Source organism: Rhizobium sp. NLR10b, assembly GCF_019685435.1.
Lineage (GTDB): Bacteria > Pseudomonadota > Alphaproteobacteria > Rhizobiales > Rhizobiaceae > Rhizobium.
The window spans coordinates 24,695-42,144 of the sequence record NZ_JABDWV010000020.1; the positions used below are offsets into that span (position 1 = coordinate 24,695).

Consider the following 17,450-nt stretch of genomic DNA (forward strand, 5'->3'; position numbering starts at 1 on the left):
GCCCTGCTCCTTTGCCTGCTCATCCCGATTTCTTGTCATATAAGCAGTTTCGAAAGATTGCTATTGTACCTTCACCGATCGACGGCAGAGCCGTCCAACCTGAGAGGATAACATGCATATCATCTGGGACGTTCTGACGCTTCTGCTGACCATCGGTTCGCTCTATGGCGGTCGCGAATACCGGATTATTCGCGCCCGTGCCCGCGCTCAGAATTGGGGCAACTTCTGACCCGATTCTGACGCCGCTGCCGGAACTTTCGGTCGCGGTTACGTCGAATGACGTACAGCGGCGCCTTTAAGGAAATGCTGTATCAGTCGGGACGGTTTTCGTCCGTCCATTCTCTCTGTTGTGCTAAGCCCGCCTCACCCCAGGCGGGCTTTTTTCATGCAAGATTTGCCGCGTGTCGCCGGCAGCCGCCATTACCTATTGGCGCCGGCCGAAAGCACCCGATGGGTCGCATTATCCATTGCGTGGCTCGCCTCCTGTCCATCCTTCTTCAGCCCGTATGCGGTATTGCCGCAGCCGGAGAGCGTAAGCAGGCAGAGGCAGCAGGCGATGGCGATTGCAGCTTTTGGCATCGAGATTTTCCCTGATTGAACGAACCCCCGGAAAAATGACGCACTCCGAGCCAAAATCAATCCGCCGGCGGCCGGACATAACGCAGCACCTGCGCCGAATTGGTGCATCCGGCCGCTCCCTGTTCCGTCAAGAAACGGATTACCCGAGTTAAAGCTCTCCGAAATGTAGAATTGTTGGAAGGAAAGTGATTTGGATGCCAGTCGTCCGTGTATTTCCTCCTCATACATCCGGGATTTCGCGACCGTTCCCTGAAATCTATCATTTTACTTAAATATCGCACTTAACCAATTGTTAGTAATAACCTTGCGTAACACGCACTTCGGCTTATGCTTTATTTAAAATAGGAGAGGAGAGAATGTTTAGCAAAAGCCTGATCATGCCTTTCGGCTTCGCAATTCTTGCGCTAAGCGGGCTAATGTTCCAACTCGTCGCTTACCTGCTGGAAACACCCGTCACCGTGCTGCATCCTTGAGTGCTTAAGTTCCTCCAGGAGTGGAACTTTCTTTCGTTTCGTGCATTCTTGCGAGTCGTTTCACCAGGAGGGATCACTATGGAAAACGCAGGCGTGGGTTGGATTGCGGCCATCATCATCGGCGGCATCGCCGGATGGCTGGCAGAAAAGGTCATGAGCAGCAATATGGGCGTGCTCATGAACATATTGCTCGGCATCGTCGGCGCGATCGTCGCCAACTGGATCCTGGGTCTGCTGCACATCCAGCCGTTGGCGGGATGGCTTGGTTACCTGATCACCGGCTTCATCGGCGCCTGCATTCTGATCTTCATCGGCCGTGCCATCCGCCGCTGATTGTCGAGGCGCAACTGGCAGACATGACTAAAAGCCGGGCGCGCCTTGCGTCCGGCTTTTCTGTCCCGAATTCCATGTTCAGCGGCGGCTCAGCAGGCCGAAAAGATAGGCTACGCCTGCCGTTATCGCGAGCGCCATGATCGGTTCTTCGCGAACCTTGTCGCGCAGCCGTTCCGTCATCAGCGAAGCTTCGTCCGTAACCACCGACTTTGCCCCCTGCCCCAGCGCCCGCACACTGTCCGTCAATCTGGATAGATCTTCACGGAGTGCCGTGACCTGCGCCGACAGATCGTCTGCTGCGATATCCGCCTTGACGCGCGCAGCGGTGGATTCGGCGGAAGCGGTTTTCATTTCTGCCATGGTCTGCTCCTGTTTCATGGGATGCCGCTTCAACGAAATGGCGGCCCGAAAGGTTCCGCCGGGAGCCGATCTTTTGTTCGCCATCAACGCCTTGCGTCGCCCTCGCGGCCATCCGCAGCTTTTCGCGTGACAACCCTTCATTTCCTGTCGGCTTTGTTTTAAGGAACGTCGAATGTCTGCCCGTGCGCGGGTCAATAAATGCTGCGAGGTTTGCGTTTCCATGTTCCATCTTCTGAGAAGAGCTGCTCAGACCTGGGTTGCCAAGTTGCTCCTGCTTCTCCTGGTGGCCTCTTTCGGCATCTGGGGCATATCGCGCGAGCTGATATCAGGCGGCAGCAGCACCACGGTCGTGACTGTCGGCGATCAGAAGGTGGGGGTCACCGAATTCCAGCTTGCCTATCAGCGTCAGGTGGCAAACATCGGCCAGCAGTTCGGCATGCGCCTTACGCCCGAGCAGGCCCGCGCCTTCGGAATCGAGCAGCAGGTGCTGTCACAGCTCGTTGCCGGCGCCTCACTCGACCAGCTCGCCGAAGATATGAACCTCGGATTGTCCGAGGATCGTCTCGCCCAGCTGATTGGCGACGATCCGGCCTTCAAGGCCGTCAACGGCCAGTTCGATCGCGAGCTGTTCGTTTCGCGCCTGCGCAATGCGAACATCCGGCAGGACGATTACATCAAGGAGCGCAGCAAGGTCGCCGTCCGCAGCCAGATCGTCGATGCCGTTTCCAACGGCTTTACCGCGCCGAAGACGCTGATCGACGCACTGAAGCTCTATGGCGACGAAAGCCGCAGCGTTGACTATCTGCTGCTGACCAACGCAAATATCGAGCCGATCAAGGCCCCCGCCGATGACGTGCTGGCGAGCTGGTTCGAAGGCGTCAAGCAGCGCTACCGCGCGCCGGAATATCGCAAGATCACCTATCTCAAGCTGCAGCCGGCCGATATCGCCGATGCCGCGACCGTTACCGACGACCAGATCCGCGAAGCTTTCGAGAAGGGCAAGGATAGTTATCGCACGCCGGAAAGCCGGACGATCGAACAGCTGACCTTCACCAGCAAGGATCTCGCCACCGCCGCCGAAACGGCGCTGAAGAGCGGCACCAGCTTCGACCAGCTGGTCACCGACCAGGGCAAGACGGCAAGCGACGTGCTGCTCGGCGAGTTCACCAAGGACAAGGTTCCCGACCAGGCCGTCGCCGATGCCGCCTTTGCGGTGTCGAAGGATGGCGGCACGACGCCGGTCGTTGACGGCTCGTTCGGCCCGGTCATCCTGCGCATCACCAACATCAAGCCGGAAACTGTCAAGAATTTCGACGAGGTGAAGGAAGACATCCGCAAGCAGCTGGCGCTCTCCAACGCTTCTCAGGAAGTGATCAATGTTCATGACCGTATCGAGGATATGCGCGCCGGCGGCTCCACGCTCGAAGATATCGCCGGTCAGCTGAAGCTCAAGGCGGTGACCATCGACGCCGTCGATGCGACCGGCGCCGACAAGGACGGCAAAGAGGTCAAGGATCTTCCCGCCAAGCAGCAGCTGCTCGGCGAAGCCTTCAAGACCGAGGTCGGCGTCGATGCCTCTCCGCTTCCGATCGGCAATGACGGCTATGTCTGGTTCAACGTCCGCGAAATCACACCGGACCGGGACCGCCCGATCGCGGAGGTGCGCGAGAAAGCCGTCGAAGACTGGACGGCGGAGCAGCAGAAGGCCGAACTCGCCAAGAAGGCCGACGAATTGAAGGCCGAGGCGCAAAAGGGCGTAGCCCTTGCCGATATCGCGGCGCCGCTCGGCATTGCCGTCGAAAGCAAGAGCGGCATCACCCGCTCCACCGATGATCCGGTTCTCGGACGAGCCGCAGTCAAGGCCGCCTTCTCCGGCCCGGTCGATACGGTTGCGAGCGCGGTCGGCGCCGATCCCTCGACGCAGATCCTGATGAAGGTCACTGAGGTCAACAGCCAGCCGACCAGCGACGTGCTGAACAACCGCGATGCCCAGCTCACCGCCATGGCTAATGCCGCCGGCGATGATATTCTCGATCAGATGGTCAACCTCCTGCAGACGCAGTATGGGGCTTCGATCAACCAGACGCTCGCCGAACAGGCGACGGTCCGCTAGGAGGTTTTATGACCGATCTGAAGCCGTTCCTGGCCAAGGCCGCGAGCCGCGAGCCGCTGACGCGTGACGAGGCCCGTGCCGCCTTCGACATCCTGATGTCGGGCCAGGCAACGCCCTCGCAGATCGGTGGCTTCCTGATGGCGCTGCGCGTGCGCGGCGAAACCGTCGACGAGATCGTCGGCGCCGTCACCACGATGCGGTCGAAAATGCTGACCGTCGAGGCGCCGGCCGATGCGATCGACATCGTCGGCACCGGCGGCGACGCCAGCGGCACCTATAATATTTCGACGCTGGCGGCGCTGATCGTGGCCGGCGCCGATGTGCCCGTCGCCAAACACGGCAATCGGGCGCTGAGCTCGAAATCCGGCGCGGCGGACAATCTGGCCGCACTCGGCGTCAATATCGATGTCGGTCCCGAGATCATCACGCGCTGCATTGCGGAAGCCGGCGTCGGCTTCATGTTCGCCCAGCTGCATCATTCCGCCATGCGCCATGTCGGCCCCTCCCGCGTTGAACTCGGCACGCGCACCATCTTCAACCTGCTTGGGCCGCTCTCCAATCCGGCCGGCGTCCGTCGCCAGTTGCTCGGCGTCTTCTCGCCGCAGTGGCTGGTGCCGCTCGCCGAAGTCATGCGCGATCTTGGCTCGGAATGCGTCTGGGTAGTCCATGGCGATGGCCTCGACGAAATCACCACGACCGGCATCACCAAGGTCGCAGCGCTCGAAGACGGCAAGATCCGCAGCTTCGAGCTGTCGCCCGCCGATTTCGGCGTCAGCCCCTGCGTGCTCGCCGATATCAAGGGCGGCGACGGTGTAGCCAACGCTGCAGCGCTCCGGGAGGTTCTGAGCGGCGCCCGGAATGCGTATCGCGATGTGTCGCTTGCCAACGCGGCAGCCTCGCTGGTCATCGCCGGCAAGGCCGAGACGATCCGCGACGGCATGGCGCTTGCTGCGCATTCGCTGGATAGCGGCGCCACGGCGCTCGCCCTCGACAAACTCATCGCCGTTTCCAACGATATCGATTAGGATTGGCCGATGACCGATATCCTGAAGAAGATCGAACTCTATAAGCGCGAGGAAATCGCCGCCGCCAAGGCTGCGGTGTCGCTTGCCGATTTAAAGGCGATGCAGGCCGATCAGTCAGCGCCCCGCTGTTTCCATAAGGCGCTTGTTGCCAAGCGTGAGGCCGGCCAGTTCGGTCTCATCGCGGAGATCAAAAAGGCAAGCCCATCCAAGGGGCTCATCCGCCCGGACTTCGATCCGCCGGCGCTGGCAAAGGCCTATGAAGCCGGCGGCGCGGCCTGCCTGTCCGTGCTCACCGACACGCCGAGCTTTCAGGGTGCACCGGAATTCCTGACGGCGGCCCGTGCTGCCTGCGCCCTGCCGGCGCTGCGCAAGGATTTCATGTTCGAGACCTATCAGGTCCACGAGGCGCGCGCCTGGGGTGCCGACTGCATTCTGCTGATCATGGCGTCGCTGAGCGATGACGAGGCGGAGCGTCTGCAGGACGAAGCTTTCTCGCTCGGCATGGATGTGCTGGTCGAGGTTCACGACGCGCCGGAAATGGAACGGGCGCTGAAGCTCTCCTCGTCGCTTATCGGCATCAACAACCGCAATCTGCGCACTTTCGACGTCAGCCTGACGGTCAGCGAGACGCTTGCCTCTATGGTGCCGGCAGACCGGCTGCTCGTCGGCGAAAGCGGCATCTTCACCCATGCCGATTGCCAGCGCCTGCAGGCCGTCGACATCAATACCTTCCTTGTCGGCGAAAGCCTGATGCGCAAGGACGACGTGGCGGCCGCCACCCGTGCGCTGCTCTTTGGCGAAGCCGCCATCGCGGCCGAATGATATGAGCGGCGCAAAGCCCGGCCTGACCCATATCGATGCCTCCGGCGAGGCGCATATGGTCGATGTCTCCGATAAGGCCGAGACGGTGCGCATCGCCACCGCCGAGGGCCATGTGAAGATGGCGCCGGAAACCCTCGCGCTCATCCGCCAGGGCAATGCCAAGAAAGGCGATGTGATCGGCACCGCGCGCCTGGCCGGCATCATGGCGGCAAAACGCACCGCCGATCTCATCCCGCTCTGCCATCCGCTGATGCTAACCAAGGTCACGGTCGAAATCGAGGAAGATTCCGCGCTGCCCGGACTGCGCGTCATCGCCACCGCCAAACTGACTGGCAAGACCGGTGTCGAGATGGAGGCGCTGACCGCCGTTTCGGTCGCTTGCCTGACGATCTACGACATGGCCAAGGCCGCCGACAAGGCGATGGAGATCGGCGGCGTCAGGCTGCTCGAAAAATCCGGCGGCAAATCAGGCGATTTCCGTCATCCGGAGGCAAGATGAACCTTCTGCCGGTCGCCGACGCCTTGGACCGCCTGCTCTCCCGCGCCAAGCCTGTCGCGGCGTCGGAGACGCTGCCGCTTGCCGAGGCTGAGGGCCGTGTGCTGGCCGCCGATTTGACGGCGCGGCTGACCCAGCCGCCCTTCAATGCCTCGGCCATGGATGGCTACGCGCTGCGCCGGGAGGACGCGCCGGAGCCGGGCGCCGTGTTGAAGGTTATCGGCACATCGTCTGCCGGCCGCGGCTTCGGGGGAAGCGTGGGCCAGGGAGAGGCCGTGCGTATCTTCACCGGCGCGCCTGTTCCGCCAGGCGCCGACAGCGTCCTGCTGCAGGAGGATGCGGAGAAGATCGACGGCGGCATCAGAACCACCTTCCCGGTGCGGCAGGGCCAGCATGTGCGCCCCCGCGGTCAGGATTTCGCCGAAGGTGAAGCGGTGCTGCCTGCCGGCACCGTGCTCGATTTCTCCCGGCTGACGGTCGCGGCCGGCATGAACCGGCCCGATGTCGAGGTTCTCAAGCGCCCGCTGATTGCCATCCTCGCAACCGGCGACGAACTGCTGCCGCCCGGAAGCAAGCCCGGACCTTCGCAGATCATCGCCTCCAATACCTTCGGTATCGCAGCCCTTGCCCGCAAAGCCGGCGCCGATGTGCTCGATCTCGGCATCGTGCCGGACGATAAGGCAGAAATTACCGCGGCGGTCGACAGGGCCCGGGATGCCAAGGCCGATGTCATCGTTACGCTCGGCGGCGCGTCGGTCGGCGATCATGATCTGGTGCAGGTCACGCTGATCGACGCCGGCATGCAGCTCGACTTCTGGCGCATCGCCATGCGCCCCGGCAAGCCGCTGATGGTCGGAAGCTTCGGCGAAACCCATGTGCTCGGCCTGCCCGGCAATCCGGTCTCAAGCCTCGTCTGTTCGCTGCTGTTCCTCGAGCCGCTGATCCGCAAGCTCGCCTCCCTGCCGCCGGTGCGACGTGAGACGACGGTGGAAGCAGCCGTCACCCTGCGCGCCAATGATCACCGGCAAGACTATATCAGGGCGAGGCTTTCGAAATCCACGGCCGGTAACTGGCTAGCCGAACCGTTCGGCAAGCAGGATTCCTCGATGATGAAGGTGTTTGCGCGAGCCGACTGTCTCATTATTCGCCCGCCGCATGCGCCGGAACTGCCGGCCGGAGCAGCCTGCCCGGTCTTGCTATTGCGGCCGGATCTTCTCGTATAGTCTCGCCTCTTCCCGATCAGGAGAGCGAAAAAACGCCCGCTTGCACCGCGCTACCGCTCGCGGCCGCGCCGAAGTCCGCAACCGCCTGTGTCGAGATTCGCCGGAGTTCTCGATCGGGCAAATAGGCCCGCTCGGGATCGCCGACCAGCACCTCGATGCCGCTTGCCCGGCAAAGCCGCAAGAAAGCCATCACCCGCAGGGCAAGCGAGGGATCATAGAAAAGATCGCCGACCACAATGAGATCAGCCGCTTCCGGCGGCGGCCCATCGAGAATATCGGCGGCGACTGCCGAGATGGTCACGTCATTGATTGCCGCGTTGAGACCGATCGCGGCAATCGCATTGGCATCGACATCGACCGCCGTCACCATTGCTGCTCCAGCCTTCGCTGCAGCGATCGCGACCAGCCCGGAGCCGGCGCCGAGATCGAGGACGCGTCGGCCGGCAACGATTTCCGGCCGGTCGAGCAGATAACGGGCAAGCACGGCGCCGCCGGCCCAGGGATAGGCCCAGTAAGGCGGCGGATTGGCTTCTCCGCGACCGGCAAGCCGCCAGAGGCCGCTCGCAGGCCCAGCAGTGTGGAGCAGGATCTCGGGGATTGAGGGGACCGCTGAGATCGGCAGATTGGCCTTGACGAAGGCGGCCGGATCGACGCGACATATGCCGGAGCGTTTCATCGTCGTCTGATCCTGCCGGTCAAGAAATCACGTGGCGATCACAATCAGCCGGGCTTCTTCTTCGAGAATTTGCCTTTCGGCCCAGCGCCGCCCTTGCCCTCATGCTTGCCGCCGTCGAATTTCGGCTTGTCATATCTTGGCTTGTCGGATTTCGCGCCATCGTAGCCGGGCTTGCCGGCCTTTTTGTTCCAGGGCTTGGCGTCGCGCCGTTCCCCGCCGCCATTTTCGGCTGCGGCATAACCGCCGCTCGAACCCTTGCCGAACTTTTTCTTCGGCCGTTCGTCGCGGAACGCCTCGCCCGGCCGTTCGTCACGGGATGCCTTGCCGGCATAGGGTTTCGGTGATGGCGCGCGGCTGAAATCCGGCGTGCCGGCGAGCCTCGTCACGCGGATGCCGCGTTCGAGCGCCTTGTTCGGTCCGATCGCATTCAGGAAGCTCTCGGCGCTCGCTGCCGCGATCTCCACATAGGTTTCCTCGGGCTGCATCTTGATCGCGCCGATCTCGCGCTTCGTGACGTTGCCGTTGCGGCAGAGCATCGGGATCAGCCAGCGCGGCTCGGCATTCTGCTTGCGCCCGACCGAGACGGAGAACCAGACGCTCGGGCCGAAATCTTCGCGCGGGCCCTTTTGCGCCGGCTCGAAGGGGGCGGCATTGTCGCGGCGCTTACGGCTGCGATCGTCATGAACGGCAACCTCAATCAGATCTTCCGGCGCCGAACGGTTGGTGCGGTAGAGACGCAGGAAAGCGGCGGCGAGCTTGTCGGCGCCGTGGCTCGCGAGAAGCTGCTGCACCAGCTTCTGTTCTTCCTCCTGCGGCGCGTCGTGAAAGACCGGGTCGGCAAGCAGCCGCTCGTCGTCGCGCTCGTTCACCTCTTCGGCCGACGGCGGCCGCGCCCAGGCCGCCGAAATGCCGGCATTCTCCAGCAAACGCTCGGCCTTGCGCCTTGCACTCAGCGGCACGATCATGGCGCTGATGCCCTTGCGCCCGGCCCGGCCGGTACGGCCGCTGCGGTGCAATAGGGTTTCCGGATTGGTCGGCAGGTCGGCATGAATGACGAGATCGAGGCCCGGCAGGTCGATGCCGCGGGCGGCGACGTCGGTTGCGATGCAGACGCGGGCGCGGCCGTCACGCATCGCCTGCAGCGCGTGGCTGCGCTCGTTCTGCGTCAGCTCGCCGGACAGCGCCACGACGGAGAAATTGCGGTTGTTGAAGCGCGCGGTCAGATGATTGACGGCGGCACGCGTCGAACAGAAGACGATGGCGTTGGTCGCTTCGTAATAGCGCAGCACGTTGATGATCGCGTTCTCGCGGTCGCTCGGGGCAACGACAAGGGCGCGATATTCGATATCGACATGCTGCTTTTCCTCGGCCGCGGTGCTGATGCGCACGGCGTTGCGCTGGTAGCTCTTGGCGAGTCTGGCGATTGCCGCCGGCACGGTTGCCGAAAACATCAACGTCCGGCGCTCGTCCGGTGCCGAATCGAGGATGAATTCCAGGTCCTCGCGGAAGCCGAGGTCGAGCATCTCGTCGGCCTCGTCGAGCACGGCGGCCTTCAGCTGCGACATGTCGAGTGCGTGTCGGCGGATGTGGTCGCAGAGTCGGCCGGGCGTGCCGACGACGATATGGGCCCCGCGCTCGAGCGAGCGGCGCTCGCTGCGGATGTCCATGCCGCCGACGCAGCTGGCGATCACCGCGCCGGTCATTTCATAAAGCCATTCAAGTTCGCGCTTCACCTGCAGGGCAAGCTCCCGCGTCGGCGCGATGACCAGCGCAAGCGGGGCGCCGGCAGCACCGAAGCGCTCGCTACCGTCGAGAAGCGTCGGCGCCAGCGCCAATCCGAAGGCGACGGTCTTGCCGGAGCCGGTCTGGGCGGAGACCAGCGCGTCCGAAGCGGCAAGCGCCGGATCGAGCATCGCCTGCTGTACCGGGGTAAGTTCGGCGTAACCGCGCTTCTGCAACGCCTTGGCGATCGCCGGAACGACGCCGTTGAATTCTGTCATGAGTTCGATCTTTCGGAGCTTTCAGGCGCGAAATGCGCCATGGCCGGAGCCAGCCGGCAGGTGTTTGCGCCGTTCCTAGCCGCTCCCGCGGCGATTGTCAAAGCGCGCGGCTGCGCCACAGCCAGGCGTCGATATGGCTCGTCCGGCCGCGCAGTTCCGTTTCCAGCGGCCCTTCGATCCGGCCTGATTTGAGGAGCACGCTGTCCGGGCCTGCGGCGCCGACGATTTCGGCGCTGAGCGCCAACTCCACGCCATGGCGGGCGGCAACCTCCATCAGGCGGCTTCCGACGTTCACCGTATCGCCCGCCGCCGTGATCTGCTGCCTGTCGCCGGAGCCGAGCCGCGAGGCGACGATCGGCCCGCAATGGGCGCCAACCTTGAAACCGATGTTCTTCCCGGCAAAGCCCCCCTGCGTTCGAAGCCAGGCGCGGGTGCGCTCGCAGAGCCTGACCGCGCAGTCGATGGCTCGGGCGGCATCGTCGTCGGCGGCTTCCGGTAGGCCAAACAGGATCATCGCCCCGTCGCCCATGAAGCTGGTGATGGCGCCGCCATGAGCGCGTGCCTCCTCGTCGATGATTTCGAAAAAGCCGCTCAGCACCTCGCTCACCTTGACCGGTCCTACATTTTCGCTGAGGCCGGTGAAGCCCGAGAGATCGATGAAGACGACGGCCGCGTTCTGGCGCACCGGCGCGGCAAGGAAATTCGGATGGCGCGCCAGCCATTCGCCGAGGCCCGGCGCCTCGATGCGCTGCAGTAGCGCGCTCTGTTCGGCGAAATGGCGGGCGCGGCCGCGGTCGAGCCAGAGCTCGGCTGCGCCGAAGATCAGCGCCGGTGGCAGCGCTGCGGCAATCGGCAGGGCGGCACTCAGCCAATAGCCATGCGCAAAGGCCGCCAGATTGAGCATCGCCCAGACGATCAGCGCCAGCACGATGATGGCGTAGCCCGCAGCACTGCGCCGCCAGGCGGTCAGCGAAACCAGCATGACCGACAGCCCGACGGCGGTGCCGGCATCGATCAGCCTGGTCCCGTGGTCCCGCACCATGCCGTCGCCGGTGACGAGATGGGTGATCGCGGTCGACATCACTTCGACGCCCGGCATGACGGGATCGAACGGCGTCGGGAAGACGTCGCCGCCGCCGGTGACGGTCGAGCCGATGACGACGATGCGGCCGGTCACCGCATCCGCCGCCAGCTTGCCTTCGAGCGCATCGGCGGCGCTTGACGTGGCGATGCTGCCGCGCCGGCCATAGAAGGTCACCGGCAGGCGCTGGCCCATATCCGTGGGAATGCGCAATACTCCGAGCATGATCGCATCGCGCTCAATCGTTGGGTCGACACCGAGCGCCACCGAGGCGGCTCGCAGCGGAAAAGCCGGATCCAGCCGGTCTGCGGCGCGCGAGATAAGTGGAATGAAACGCGGCGTGCCGGTCTGGTCGGTGGCGACATTGACGACACCGACTGCGGCCGCGCTGGCAAAGCGGGGAAGCGGCAAGAGAAGCTGATCTGCCTCGGGGATGGCGGCAAGCGGATCGTCCGCCAATTCGGTGACCTGCTGCCGGCTCTGCGCAAAGGTGGCCGCCGCCGCAATCACGCTCGGTCCCTCTCCAAGGGCAGCGGTCAGTGCTGCATCGCCCCCCTCCGGTCCCGGATCGAAGAGCAGGATGTCGAGCGCCAGAGCTTTCGGCTTCATAGCGTTGATTGCATTGACCAGACGCGCCAGCGTCGCCCGGTCCAGGGGATAGCCGTGGGCCGCCGCCGTACGGTCGTCGATCGCGATGATCGAGACGACGGGAGGCGGCGTCTTCGCTCCGACGACGATGCTGCGAATGTCGGCAAGCGAGGCCTCCATCCGATCGAGAAGGCCTATCCCGCCATTGAGATTGAGATAGCCGAGCGCCGCGCCCCAAAGACCGGCGACCAGCAGCGCGATCACAGTCAGCAGGCGATGACTCATGGCATTTATTGGCCGAGCCGGGCGAGAAGGGCGGCGACACGCGGTGCTGGCCAGCGGCGCACAACCAGCGGCTCGGTTCCGCTGCTGACATCGACGCCCTCGCCCGGTGACAGCACCACCGGCTCGCCGGCAGGCCGGCGGACGGCCACGCTGCCTCTGATGACGAGGACCGAGGTCTTGTCGCCTGCGGCGTCGACAGCCCATTGTGTGCCGCGCACGGCAGCGATCGCCTGCGGTGTCACCACCTGGAAACCACCGGCGTGCTGACTGCCGTCGACATCGACGAGGATGGCCTTGCGTCGCAGCGACGCCGAATCGGGACTGCCGTCACGATTGCGGTCGGAGAGCCGGAAAGACGCACCGGCCTCCGCCGTCACCTTGACGCCGCCGGGGCAACTGAGCGTCTGGCGGGCACCACCATCGCGCGAGATCGCGCAGCCCGCAGATTGCGCGAGTGCCGCGTCATGCGGAGTGACGCCGGCAGCGAGCCCAACGGCAAACAGCTTGAGAAATGTCATATTCATGGAAAGCCCCCGTGACCGTGCGGAACTGCTTCAGCGAAAGCGCCCGCCAACCGTCTTCTTCCATGCGAGGCATGATAGCCGAATTCGGATATTTCCATAGGCGAAAAAAAGCGGACCGCGCATCCTCAAATGCTGCTCTTCATATGGGGCGCCGGTCCGGTATAACGCGCCCGTGGCCGGATCAATTCGCCGCTTTCGATCTGCTCCATCGCATGCGCAAGCCAGCCGGTGCAGCGTGCAAGCGAAAAAATGATGATCGGCGCCTCTCTCGGCAGATCGAAGGCGGCCGCCATCGCGGCAAGTGCGAAATCGATATTGACCTTTTCCCCGACGATCTCCTCGCCCCTATCCCTGACCTCGGCGAACTCAGGCGGCAGTGGAAATCGCGAAAGCAGCGCCAGCGCCCTGATATCGCCGTCCGGATAGAGCGGGTGACCGAAGGCGGATAAGCGATTACCCTGGGCAAGGGTACGGCGGATCGCCTGCGCCGGACCGAGGGTGCAAGCCGCCTCGATCAATGCATCGACGCCCTGCCAGGCGGCGCCATGCAGCGGTCCCGTCAGCGTCGCCAGGCCGGAAAGCACGGCGGCCGACAGTGCCGCACCCGATGAGGCGGTGACTCGTGCCGCAAAGGCCGAGGCGTTGAGTTCATGATCGGCAAGCAGCACCAGGGCGCGACGCAGGCAATCGCTGGCCTCCGGCCGCTGCCAGCTTGCCGCAAGCCTGAGATGCAGCGGCCGGTCCGAAGCGCCTGGCGCCAGCGCATCTGCGATCGTGGCGAGAATCCCGTGCGCCTCGCGCCGGAGTGCCGCCGGCGAGCGGCCAAGCGACGGCAGGTCCAATGTCACCCGCCCTGCAAGCGCCAGGAACGCGGCCTGAAGCGATGGAGGGCCATGCGCGGCCGCGGTAGCGGAGGCGGGCGTTTCCGCTCCGTTCCAAAGCAATGCCGCCGTCTGCTCCAGCGTCGCCGTCTCGGCGAGATCGGCCACATCCTTTCCGCGATAGAAAAGGCGTCCGCCCGAAACGGTGGAGATTGCCGAGGAAAGCACGGGATCGCCCCAGCGGATCGTCTCGGCCGCGACGGTTTCGGCCTTGCGGCGGCCGGCATGGCGATCTGCAAGCCGCCGCACGTCGGCAGCGTGATAGAGGCTGCGGCGCGGATCGGCGGGATCAGGCTTGGCGCGAATGCGCCCTCGGCTGACATTGGCGTAGAGCGTCTGCGGTTTGGTCTTCAGCGCCTGCAGCGCCTCCTCGGCAGTCAGCCACGACATCACGGCCTCACATTGATCAATTGCGTCAAGATTGACGTCAATGAAACTAGGTCGGATCATTCGAGCCGTAAAGGAGAAACCCATATGAAAAACGGCTTGGAAGATGTCATTGCCGCCGAAACGCAGCTGTCGGATGTCGATGGCGAAGCGGGTCGACTGATCATCCGCGGCGTATCGCTGGATCATCTGGTCGCAGACGGCACCTATGAGCGCGTCGCTGCACTGCTGCTCGACGGGTTGATGGAGCGAAGCTTCGATGAGGCGCTCTTGCGCGACTGGCTGGCACAGGCACGAACGAAGGTTTTCGCCCATATCAAAGCCGCCGACGCCGCCTTGATCGCCCTGCCGCCGGTCGATGCGATGCGCGCGCTGATCGCCAGGCTGGCGGATGGTGAGGATTTCGACACCGCCCTCGCCCTTCTGGCAGCACCGGCAGTCTTCCTGCCGGCGATTCTCAGGCTGCAGCGCGGGCAGAAGCCGATCGCGCCCGACGCCTCGCTGCCGCAAGCGGTCGATATCCTGCGCATGCTGACCGGACGATTGCCGACCAGGGAGCAGACGGCGGCACTCGACGCCTATCTCGTGACGATATCAGATCATGGCCTCAACGCCTCGACCTTCGCATCGCGGGTTGTCGCCTCGACGCAGGCCGGCCTCACCTCTTCGGTTCTGGCGGCGTTGAGCGCACTGAAGGGGCCGCTGCATGGCGGTGCGCCTGGTCCCGTCCTCGATATGCTGGATGCCGTAGGAACGCCTGGTAATGCCGGCACATGGCTTGCGGATGCACTCGATCGCGGCGAGAGGCTGATGGGCTTCGGCCACCGCATCTACCGCGTTCGCGACCCGCGCGCCGACGCGCTGAAAGGCGCTCTGAAGCCTTTGATCTCATCAGGCCAGATCGACAGCGCCCGCGGCGAACTCGCCGAAGCGGTGGAAGCCGCCGCATTGGCAATCCTGAAAGCGCGCAAGCCCAACCGGCCGCTCGACGTCAATGTCGAATTCTATACCGCGCTGCTGCTCGAGGCGCTCGGCTTCCCGCGTCAGGCCTTCACCGGTGTCTTTGCAATCGGCCGTACGGTCGGATGGCTGGCGCATGCCCGCGAACAGGCGCTCGACGGCCGGCTGATCCGGCCGCGTTCGGTCTATATCGGGCCGTTGCCGGCCGCTGCCTGAAATTGGAATGGCGGATTAGCCAGATCGCGCATAACCGCGCGATCTGGCGCCGCATGCGTCAGACGAGACGGCTCTGTTCGGTCGCCGCTTCGATGAAGCTCGCAAACAGTGGATGCGGGTCGAGCGGCCGGCTCTTCAGTTCCGGGTGATACTGCACGCCGATGAACCACGGATGGTCGGGATATTCGATCGTCTCCGGCAGCACGCCATCGGGCGACATGCCGGAGAAGACGAGGCCGCAGCTCTCGAGCCGGTCCTTGTAGTCGATGTTGACCTCGTAACGGTGGCGATGACGCTCGGAAATATCCGTCGAGCCGTAGATATCCGAGATCTTCGTGCCCTTCTTCAGCGCCGCCTTGTAGGCGCCGAGGCGCATGGTGCCACCGAGATCGCCGGCCGCCGTGCGCTTTTGCAATTCATTGCCCTTGACCCATTCCGTCATCAGGCCGACCACAGGCTCCTTCGCCGGGCCGAACTCGGTCGATGACGCATCCGGCACATCGGCAAGATTGCGCGCCGCCTCGATGACGGCCATCTGCATGCCGAAGCAGATGCCGAAATAAGGCACTTTTCGTTCGCGGGCAAAGCGCGCCGCATGGATCTTGCCCTCTGAGCCGCGCTCGCCGAAGCCGCCGGGCACCAGGATGCCATGCACCTTTTCGAGATAGGGTGCGGGATCTTCCTTCTCGAAGACCTCCGACTCGATCCATTCGAGCTTGACCTTGACGCGATTGGCAATGCCGCCGTGATGCAGCGCCTCGATCAGCGACTTATAGGCGTCCTTGAGGCCGGTATATTTGCCGACGATCGCGATCGTCACCTCGCCTTCCGGCGTACGGATGCGATTGCAGACCTCTTCCCACTGGTCGAGACGCGGCTTCGGCGCCGGCTCGATGCCGAAAGCGGCCAGCACTTCGTCGTCGAGTCCTTCCTTGTGGTAGGCCATCGGCACGTCGTAGATGTTGGCCACATCAAGCGCCTGGATGACGGCCGACGGACGCACGTTGCAGAACAGCGAGAGCTTGCGGCGCTCGGCTTCCGGAATTTCGCGGTCGGCGCGCACAAGCAGGATATCGGGGTGAATCCCAAGCGCCTGCAGCTCCTTCACCGAATGCTGGGTCGGCTTGGTCTTGAGCTCGCCGGCCGCCGGAATGTAAGGCATCAGCGTCAGATGGACGTAGACGGCGGTGCCACGCGGCAGGTCGTTGCCGAGCTGGCGGATCGCTTCCATGAAGGGCATTGCCTCGATGTCGCCGACCGTGCCGCCGATCTCGCAAATGACGAAGTCGTAGTCCTGATTGCCCTCGGTGACGAAATCCTTGATCTCGTTGGTGACGTGCGGGATGACCTGCACCGTCGCGCCGAGATAGTCGCCGCGGCGTTCCTTGTCGATGATGTTCTTGTAGATGCGGCCGGTGGTGATGTTGTCGGTCTTGGTCGCCGAACGCCCCGTGAAGCGTTCGTAATGGCCGAGATCGAGATCGGTTTCCGCGCCATCGTCGGTGACGAAGACCTCGCCGTGCTGGGTCGGGCTCATCGTGCCCGGGTCCACGTTCAGATAAGGGTCGAGCTTGCGAAGCCGGACCCGATATCCACGGGCCTGCAGCAACGCTCCGAGAGCCGCGGCCGCAATTCCTTTTCCGAGGGAGGAAACCACGCCGCCAGTGATGAATACGTATCGCGCCATGGGCTTCACCGGATACCTTTTCAAAAACGATTCCGCCAGCCCCAAAAATTCTTTTCCGGAATTTTCGGAGGGTGGCGCGGGAATCTGAACAAAAGAAAACCGGCAGACCCGAGGGCCTGCCGGCGGTTTATGTCGAAGTCCGGTTTACTGTCCCGTCGGGACGCCGGAAGGCTGAGCCGGCGCCGGCGCGGCCGGAGCTGCGGGCGTTGCCGGGGCAGACGCTGCCGGAGCTGTCGTTGAAGGCGCGGTGGCTGCCGGAGCCTCTGCTGCGGGAGCTTGCGCGGCCGGAGCCTGCTGTGCGGGCGCAGCCGCACCGCTGCTTGGAACACCGTTGCCGGCCGGCTGGTTCGCCGGGGTCTGTGCACCGCCGCCGAGCGAATCGAGAATGCCGTTGCCTTGGCCGCTCGTCGCGGGGATGCGGTTGAGGATGTCGCTCGGACGACCCTCGTAACGCGTCAGTATGCCGAGGCCGAGCGAGGTGAGGAAGAACAAGGTCGCAAGGATCGCGGTCGTGCGAGTCAGCGCATTGGCCGTGCCGCGGGCCGACATGAAGCCCGAACCGCCGCCGATGCCGAGGCCGCCGCCTTCCGAGCGCTGGATGAGCACGACGCCGACGAGGGCGAGCACGATCATGAGATGGATGACAATCAATACTGTCTGCATGGGTCCAGTCCTGCCCGTCTGGAGACGGACATAAATAAGAATTCTGGCGGCTCTTTACATGAGGCTCTCGCCTATTCC

At 63.9% G+C, this 17,450-nt stretch carries 16 protein-coding genes; 7 read left to right on the forward strand and 9 right to left on the reverse strand.

Going from position 1 to position 17,450, the window contains the following annotated elements:
• Positions 1 to 420: 420 nt before the first annotated feature.
• Complete coding sequence (locus HJB91_RS26960; protein WP_221147703.1) at positions 421 to 579, reverse strand: entericidin; 159 nt, start codon at positions 577 to 579, stop codon at positions 421 to 423.
• A 551-nt stretch (positions 580 to 1,130) separates the two neighbouring features.
• Between HJB91_RS26960 and HJB91_RS26965 the strand changes: the two genes are divergently transcribed.
• A complete protein-coding gene (locus tag HJB91_RS26965) occupies positions 1,131 to 1,385 on the forward strand; it encodes a GlsB/YeaQ/YmgE family stress response membrane protein (RefSeq protein ID WP_064802691.1) in 255 nt (84 codons plus the stop codon).
• Positions 1,386 to 1,463: 78 nt separating this feature from the next.
• On the opposite strand, the gene HJB91_RS26970 is transcribed toward HJB91_RS26965, so the two are convergent.
• Complete coding sequence (locus tag HJB91_RS26970; RefSeq protein ID WP_184459666.1) at positions 1,464 to 1,745, reverse strand: hypothetical protein; 282 nt, start codon at positions 1,743 to 1,745, stop codon at positions 1,464 to 1,466.
• Between the two features lie 220 nt (positions 1,746 to 1,965).
• Between HJB91_RS26970 and HJB91_RS26975 the strand changes: the two genes are divergently transcribed.
• From HJB91_RS26975 to glp, 5 genes are read left to right on the forward strand one after another with little or no spacing between them, the layout of a single operon-like run.
• Positions 1,966 to 3,858 carry a peptidylprolyl isomerase gene (locus HJB91_RS26975; RefSeq protein WP_221156396.1) on the forward strand — a complete coding sequence of 631 codons (1,893 nt, stop codon included), beginning with the start codon at positions 1,966 to 1,968 and terminating at the stop codon, positions 3,856 to 3,858.
• Between the two features lie 8 nt (positions 3,859 to 3,866).
• The gene (gene trpD / locus HJB91_RS26980; RefSeq protein ID WP_221156399.1) at positions 3,867 to 4,883 is read left to right on the forward strand and encodes an anthranilate phosphoribosyltransferase; all 1,017 of its coding nucleotides are present in this window, start codon (positions 3,867 to 3,869) and stop codon (positions 4,881 to 4,883) included.
• A gap of 9 nt (positions 4,884 to 4,892) precedes the next feature.
• Positions 4,893 to 5,705, forward strand: coding sequence for an indole-3-glycerol phosphate synthase TrpC (gene trpC, locus HJB91_RS26985; RefSeq protein ID WP_221156401.1), 813 nt, complete (start codon positions 4,893 to 4,895; stop codon positions 5,703 to 5,705).
• A gap of 1 nt (position 5,706) precedes the next feature.
• Entirely contained in the window at positions 5,707 to 6,204 is a 498-nt protein-coding gene (gene moaC, locus HJB91_RS26990; RefSeq protein WP_221147707.1) for a cyclic pyranopterin monophosphate synthase MoaC, read from the forward strand.
• Positions 6,201 to 7,424, forward strand: coding sequence for a gephyrin-like molybdotransferase Glp (gene glp / locus HJB91_RS26995; protein WP_221156403.1), 1,224 nt, complete (start codon positions 6,201 to 6,203; stop codon positions 7,422 to 7,424). Before moaC ends, glp begins: the two co-directional genes overlap by 4 nt.
• A 16-nt stretch (positions 7,425 to 7,440) precedes the next feature.
• On the opposite strand, the gene HJB91_RS27000 is transcribed toward glp, so the two are convergent.
• From HJB91_RS27000 to HJB91_RS27020, 5 genes are all read right to left on the reverse strand, one after another.
• Positions 7,441 to 8,100, reverse strand: coding sequence for a methyltransferase (locus HJB91_RS27000; protein ID WP_221156405.1), 660 nt, complete (start codon positions 8,098 to 8,100; stop codon positions 7,441 to 7,443).
• Positions 8,101 to 8,144: 44 nt separating this feature from the next.
• A complete protein-coding gene (locus HJB91_RS27005; RefSeq protein WP_221156407.1) occupies positions 8,145 to 10,100 on the reverse strand; it encodes a DEAD/DEAH box helicase in 1,956 nt (651 codons plus the stop codon).
• Between the two features lie 97 nt (positions 10,101 to 10,197).
• Positions 10,198 to 12,054 (reverse strand): CHASE2 domain-containing protein, encoded by a 1,857-nt coding sequence (locus HJB91_RS27010; protein WP_221156409.1) that lies wholly within the window; start codon positions 12,052 to 12,054, stop codon positions 10,198 to 10,200.
• 5 nt (positions 12,055 to 12,059) lie between these two features.
• Positions 12,060 to 12,578, reverse strand: a complete 519-nt coding sequence (locus tag HJB91_RS27015; RefSeq protein WP_210631256.1) for a FecR domain-containing protein — start codon at positions 12,576 to 12,578, stop codon at positions 12,060 to 12,062.
• A 125-nt stretch (positions 12,579 to 12,703) separates the two neighbouring features.
• A complete protein-coding gene (locus HJB91_RS27020) occupies positions 12,704 to 13,849 on the reverse strand; it encodes a citrate synthase (RefSeq protein ID WP_210631255.1) in 1,146 nt (381 codons plus the stop codon).
• A gap of 84 nt (positions 13,850 to 13,933) precedes the next feature.
• On the opposite strand from HJB91_RS27020, the gene HJB91_RS27025 reads away from it, so the two are divergent.
• On the forward strand, positions 13,934 to 15,022 hold the full coding sequence (locus HJB91_RS27025) for a citrate synthase/methylcitrate synthase (protein ID WP_221147710.1): 1,089 nt from the start codon (positions 13,934 to 13,936) through the stop codon (positions 15,020 to 15,022).
• A 58-nt stretch (positions 15,023 to 15,080) separates the two neighbouring features.
• Here the strand turns inward: HJB91_RS27025 and HJB91_RS27030 are convergent, their stop codons facing one another.
• On the reverse strand, positions 15,081 to 16,709 hold the full coding sequence (locus tag HJB91_RS27030) for a CTP synthase (protein WP_064806148.1): 1,629 nt from the start codon (positions 16,707 to 16,709) through the stop codon (positions 15,081 to 15,083).
• A 144-nt stretch (positions 16,710 to 16,853) separates the two neighbouring features.
• Positions 16,854 to 17,372 carry a preprotein translocase subunit SecG gene (secG, locus tag HJB91_RS27035; protein ID WP_221156411.1) on the reverse strand — a complete coding sequence of 173 codons (519 nt, stop codon included), beginning with the start codon at positions 17,370 to 17,372 and terminating at the stop codon, positions 16,854 to 16,856.
• Positions 17,373 to 17,450 lie beyond the last annotated feature (78 nt).

What these genes read in the sequence shown, in the direction of transcription:
- trpD (WP_221156399.1), top strand. Translation starts at nt 3,867, where the DNA reads ATGACCGATCTGAAGCCGTTCCTGGCCAAGGCCGCGAGCCGCGAGCCG.
- glp (WP_221156403.1), top strand. Translation starts at nt 6,201, where the DNA reads ATGAACCTTCTGCCGGTCGCCGACGCCTTGGACCGCCTGCTCTCCCGC.
- HJB91_RS26975 (WP_221156396.1), top strand. Translation starts at nt 1,966, where the DNA reads ATGTTCCATCTTCTGAGAAGAGCTGCTCAGACCTGGGTTGCCAAGTTG.
- HJB91_RS26965 (WP_064802691.1), top strand. Translation starts at nt 1,131, where the DNA reads ATGGAAAACGCAGGCGTGGGTTGGATTGCGGCCATCATCATCGGCGGC.
- HJB91_RS27000 (WP_221156405.1), bottom strand. Translation starts at nt 8,100, where the DNA reads ATGAAACGCTCCGGCATATGTCGCGTCGATCCGGCCGCCTTCGTCAAG.
- HJB91_RS27025 (WP_221147710.1), top strand. Translation starts at nt 13,934, where the DNA reads ATGAAAAACGGCTTGGAAGATGTCATTGCCGCCGAAACGCAGCTGTCG.
- secG (WP_221156411.1), bottom strand. Translation starts at nt 17,372, where the DNA reads ATGCAGACAGTATTGATTGTCATCCATCTCATGATCGTGCTCGCCCTC.
- HJB91_RS27030 (WP_064806148.1), bottom strand. Translation starts at nt 16,709, where the DNA reads ATGGCGCGATACGTATTCATCACTGGCGGCGTGGTTTCCTCCCTCGGA.
- HJB91_RS27020 (WP_210631255.1), bottom strand. Translation starts at nt 13,849, where the DNA reads ATGTCGTGGCTGACTGCCGAGGAGGCGCTGCAGGCGCTGAAGACCAAA.
- HJB91_RS27015 (WP_210631256.1), bottom strand. Translation starts at nt 12,578, where the DNA reads ATGAATATGACATTTCTCAAGCTGTTTGCCGTTGGGCTCGCTGCCGGC.
- moaC (WP_221147707.1), top strand. Translation starts at nt 5,707, where the DNA reads ATGAGCGGCGCAAAGCCCGGCCTGACCCATATCGATGCCTCCGGCGAG.
- trpC (WP_221156401.1), top strand. Translation starts at nt 4,893, where the DNA reads ATGACCGATATCCTGAAGAAGATCGAACTCTATAAGCGCGAGGAAATC.
- HJB91_RS27010 (WP_221156409.1), bottom strand. Translation starts at nt 12,054, where the DNA reads ATGAGTCATCGCCTGCTGACTGTGATCGCGCTGCTGGTCGCCGGTCTT.
- HJB91_RS27005 (WP_221156407.1), bottom strand. Translation starts at nt 10,100, where the DNA reads ATGACAGAATTCAACGGCGTCGTTCCGGCGATCGCCAAGGCGTTGCAG.
- HJB91_RS26970 (WP_184459666.1), bottom strand. Translation starts at nt 1,745, where the DNA reads ATGGCAGAAATGAAAACCGCTTCCGCCGAATCCACCGCTGCGCGCGTC.
- HJB91_RS26960 (WP_221147703.1), bottom strand. Translation starts at nt 579, where the DNA reads ATGCCAAAAGCTGCAATCGCCATCGCCTGCTGCCTCTGCCTGCTTACG.